Origin of the sequence: Pedomonas sp., assembly GCF_036515995.1 — a bacterium.
In the GTDB taxonomy this organism is placed as follows: Bacteria; Pseudomonadota; Alphaproteobacteria; order Sphingomonadales; family Sphingomonadaceae; genus Pedomonas.
In genome coordinates, this window is record NZ_DATBUP010000261.1 from 1 (window position 1) to 3,302 (window position 3,302).

Genomic DNA, 3,302 nt, shown 5'->3' on the forward strand with positions numbered 1-3,302 from the left:
ATCTGCCAACGCCGCCTGCGATGCAGGCGTCCACATCCACCTTAAAGGCGCGCGTGTCGATGAGGGCAGGGGTAAGCACCTGACCCTGACAATTCACCACGTGCGCGCCTTCCGGCACCGTAATCTCGCCAACGGCGGAGATGCGGCCATTCTCGATAAGAACGCCGCCGTTGGTGTCCAGCCCTGAGGCGGCATCGATCAGGTGTGCGTTAATGAATGCAACTGTGGTCATTTGCCGGTCTCCGTCGCCCAGCCTTCAACGCCGCGACGCTTGCGGGTGAGAACATCAAGACAGGCCATGCGCACGGCGACGCCCATTTCCACCTGCTCGGTGATGGCTGAGCGGGCAAGGTCGTCCGCCACGGCGGTATCGATCTCGACGCCACGGTTCATCGGGCCGGGGTGCATCACCAGCACGTCGGGCTTGGCGTTCTTCAGGCGCTTCTCGGTCAGGCCGTAGAAGTGGAAGTACTCGCGGGTGGACGGGATAAAGCCGCCCTGCATGCGTTCGCGCTGGAGGCGCAGCATCATCACGACGTCAGCCCCTTCGAGGCCCTTGTCCATGTCGGTGTAGATGTCGACGCCAAGGCGGTCGAGTTCAGCACCCAGGAGAGTCGGCGGGGCGACCACGCGGACGCGGGCACCCAGTGCATTCAGCAGCTGGAAGTTGGAGCGGGCGACGCGGGAGTGAAGAATGTCGCCGCAGATGGCGACGGTCAGCCCCTCGATGTGGCCCTTGCGGCGGCGGATGGTCAGTGCATCGAGCAGGGCTTGTGTCGGGTGCTCGTGACGACCGTCACCGGCGTTCAGCACCGAGCAGTTGACCTTCTCGGCGATCAGCTGGACCGCGCCGGCGTCCTGATGGCGGATCACCAGAATATCGGGATGCATGGCGTTCAGCGTCAGCGCCGTGTCGAGCAGGGTCTCGCCCTTGGCGATGGAAGAGGCGCTGACCACCATGTTGACGCAATCGACGCCGAGGCGCTTGCCCGCAACTTCGAACGAGAGAAGCGTGCGGGTCGAGTTCTCGAAGAACGCATTGACCTGCGTCAGGCCCGACAGAATGTCGTGGCGCTTGTTGGTGCTCCGGTTTGAGTCGATCCAGCGCTCTGCTTCATCGAGCAGGTAGGCGATCTCCCAAGGCTGGAGCCCGGCGATGCCAAGCAGGCTGGTGTGCGGAAACGGGTGGAGACCCGGCGGCGTCTTGTAGGATGCGGGAGTAGCGTATGACATTTGATGCGGGCCTATACTGACTGAACCCGAAGGCGGCAAGGGTGCGCCTGCCGTATGAATGCCGCGCACCATAGGTTGCTCCCGTGCGGTCCGCCAGCATTTGTGTATGAAATCCATGGCGCAGTCTTCCAGTTCCGGCATGGCACGCTGGGCCTGCGTGCCGGAGCAGTCCGCCAGAACCCCATCTGCACTATGCAGCTTCTGCATGCCAGACTGCGGAGTCGGTATGGTTTACAAAACCTTAAATAATATATTTGTTCTAATTAGAATTATGCCGGAAATCCGCCGTTTCGCAGGTTTGGCACATGTCTTGCTTTTCCCGCTGCCGGGCTTTGTCCCAATGCTGCAAAAGGGAAAATATATGAAGTATCTGGGCAGTGCGGCAGTTGCGTTGGTTCTGGCGAGTGGATTTGCCACTTCGGCACAGGCAGTCGTTATCGACAATGGGCTTACGTCTGATACCGTTGGGTACTGGTCTGTGGATATGGCGAGCGGCGGTCAGGTGAATTCTGGCACGCTGACGGCCCGCGGAAGCAGCGGCGACATCCATACAACAAATGTGATCTACGACTACTTCACCTACATCAGCACGGGCGACGGCAACGCCTTTCAGCTGCCGTTCGGCGATACTGTAACTTCCACGGGTGCCGCCTCCGTATCGTCCAGCGGCTGGTTCATAGGTTCGAACGGAAACCGGATCAACTGGACGGTCGATTCCTCGATTGCCGATGGAAGTGCGGTTCTGACGAACCGTTTCAACTTCTCTGCCGAAGAGGGCGAGCTGGGCACCATCCGCCTGTTCCAGTATCTGGATGAAGACGTGATTGGCGCTGGCAATGATGCGTTCTTTACGCGCGGATCGGTCGCCGGGGGTAACCTCGAGCTGTTCACCGTCGATGCCGAAGAGCTGTTCGGCGTCAGCCATGGCGGTGCATACAACAGCGCGGGCGGCCTGGTCAGCGCTGACTTCGCTGGTTGGGCAACCTGCATTTACAACTCTCAAAAACCGGCTCTGGAGAACGGAACCCAGTCGGTTTCACTGAGCGGCCAGATTTGTTCGGATCTGAGCACGACCTCTCTGCCGGGTATCGGGACCGCCTACGGTCCGGACGACATCGTCTCCGTGCTGGCCTGGGACGTGACCTCCTCCGCGTCGGGTGCCACCATCATCACGACGCTTGGCGGCCTGCCCGATATCACGCAGCTTCCGCCGGGCGAGGTGCCGGAGCCAGCCGCACTCGGCCTGTTCGGCATGGGTCTGCTCGGGCTGGCGGCCAGCCGCCGCCGTCACGCTTCCCGCTAAAGTGAAAAGGCGCCGGTCATCCCCGCAGGGATGCCGGCGGCTTTCTCATATCTGTAGGCTCTAACCCTGTTCGAAAGCTGGCCCGCAGCCAATGTGCTGTCAGCAGGCGGCAGCCAGCGCGTCGATCGCGCCCTGAAGAATGAAGGCGGCGGCGGCCTTGTCCACCCGCTCGGCCCGCTTGGCGCGGCTGAGGTCCGCGTCGATCATGACGCGGGTGACGGCGGCGGTGGACCAGCGTTCGTCCCACAGCAGGATCGGCATGATCGCGGCAGCGCCTTCCGGGTTCAGCGCCTTGTTCAGGTTGCGGGCGTAGGCGCGGATCGACTGGGTCTGGGGCGAGTCCGTCCCGTCCATGTTAAGAGGCAGGCCAATGACGATGCCCTTGATTGCCTGCTTCTGGAATTGCTCGCGAAACCAGTTCAGGTCTTGCATGAACCGCTGACGCTGAAGCGTGTCGGCGGCTGTGGCGATGGTCCACATGGCATCGCAATAGGCAACGCCGATGCGCTTGTCGCCAATGTCCAGCCCGCACAGGCGGCCGCCCTGGGGCAGGACATCGATGAAATCGAGAACGGATTGGGTAATCACAGGGCACCCACGGCAGAAGACAGGAAGGCATCAACGCGGGCCTTGGCATTGGCACGGATGTTCGCCCAGAACAGGGCGTAGTCATACACGTGGTAGTTCTCGCCCGGCATCAGCTGCTGAGCATAGGGGCCCTGCGGGTTGAGCGTCAGGTGCAGAATGCCGGTGTCGTCGCACGCCG

General features: G+C 61.8%; 3 protein-coding genes and 2 pseudogenes. 1 reads left to right on the plus strand and 4 read right to left on the minus strand.

The window, feature by feature from the left end; translation table 11 throughout:
• Positions 1-232: pseudogene (locus tag VIG90_RS18630) on the minus strand (dihydroorotase); the annotation flags it as partial.
• A complete protein-coding gene (locus tag VIG90_RS18635) occupies positions 229-1,233 on the minus strand; it encodes an aspartate carbamoyltransferase catalytic subunit (RefSeq protein WP_331595025.1) in 1,005 nt (334 codons plus the stop codon). The gene VIG90_RS18635 and the pseudogene VIG90_RS18630, both read right to left, overlap by 4 nt.
• Positions 1,234-1,594: 361 nt before the next feature.
• Here VIG90_RS18635 and VIG90_RS18640 point away from each other — a divergent pair, with 361 nt between their 5' ends.
• Positions 1,595-2,536 (plus strand): PEP-CTERM sorting domain-containing protein, encoded by a 942-nt coding sequence (locus tag VIG90_RS18640; protein WP_331595023.1) that lies wholly within the window; start codon positions 1,595-1,597, stop codon positions 2,534-2,536.
• A gap of 99 nt (positions 2,537-2,635) precedes the next feature.
• Here VIG90_RS18640 and ruvX read toward each other — a convergent pair whose 3' ends face one another.
• Positions 2,636-3,124 carry a Holliday junction resolvase RuvX gene (gene ruvX, locus VIG90_RS18645; RefSeq protein WP_331595024.1) on the minus strand — a complete coding sequence of 163 codons (489 nt, stop codon included), beginning with the start codon at positions 3,122-3,124 and terminating at the stop codon, positions 2,636-2,638.
• Positions 3,121-3,302 (minus strand): annotated as a pseudogene (locus VIG90_RS18650) (hypothetical protein); the annotation flags it as partial. The gene ruvX and the pseudogene VIG90_RS18650, both read right to left, overlap by 4 nt.

What these genes read in the sequence shown, in the direction of transcription:
- VIG90_RS18635 (WP_331595025.1), bottom strand. Translation starts at nt 1,233, where the DNA reads ATGTCATACGCTACTCCCGCATCCTACAAGACGCCGCCGGGTCTCCAC.
- VIG90_RS18640 (WP_331595023.1), top strand. Translation starts at nt 1,595, where the DNA reads ATGAAGTATCTGGGCAGTGCGGCAGTTGCGTTGGTTCTGGCGAGTGGA.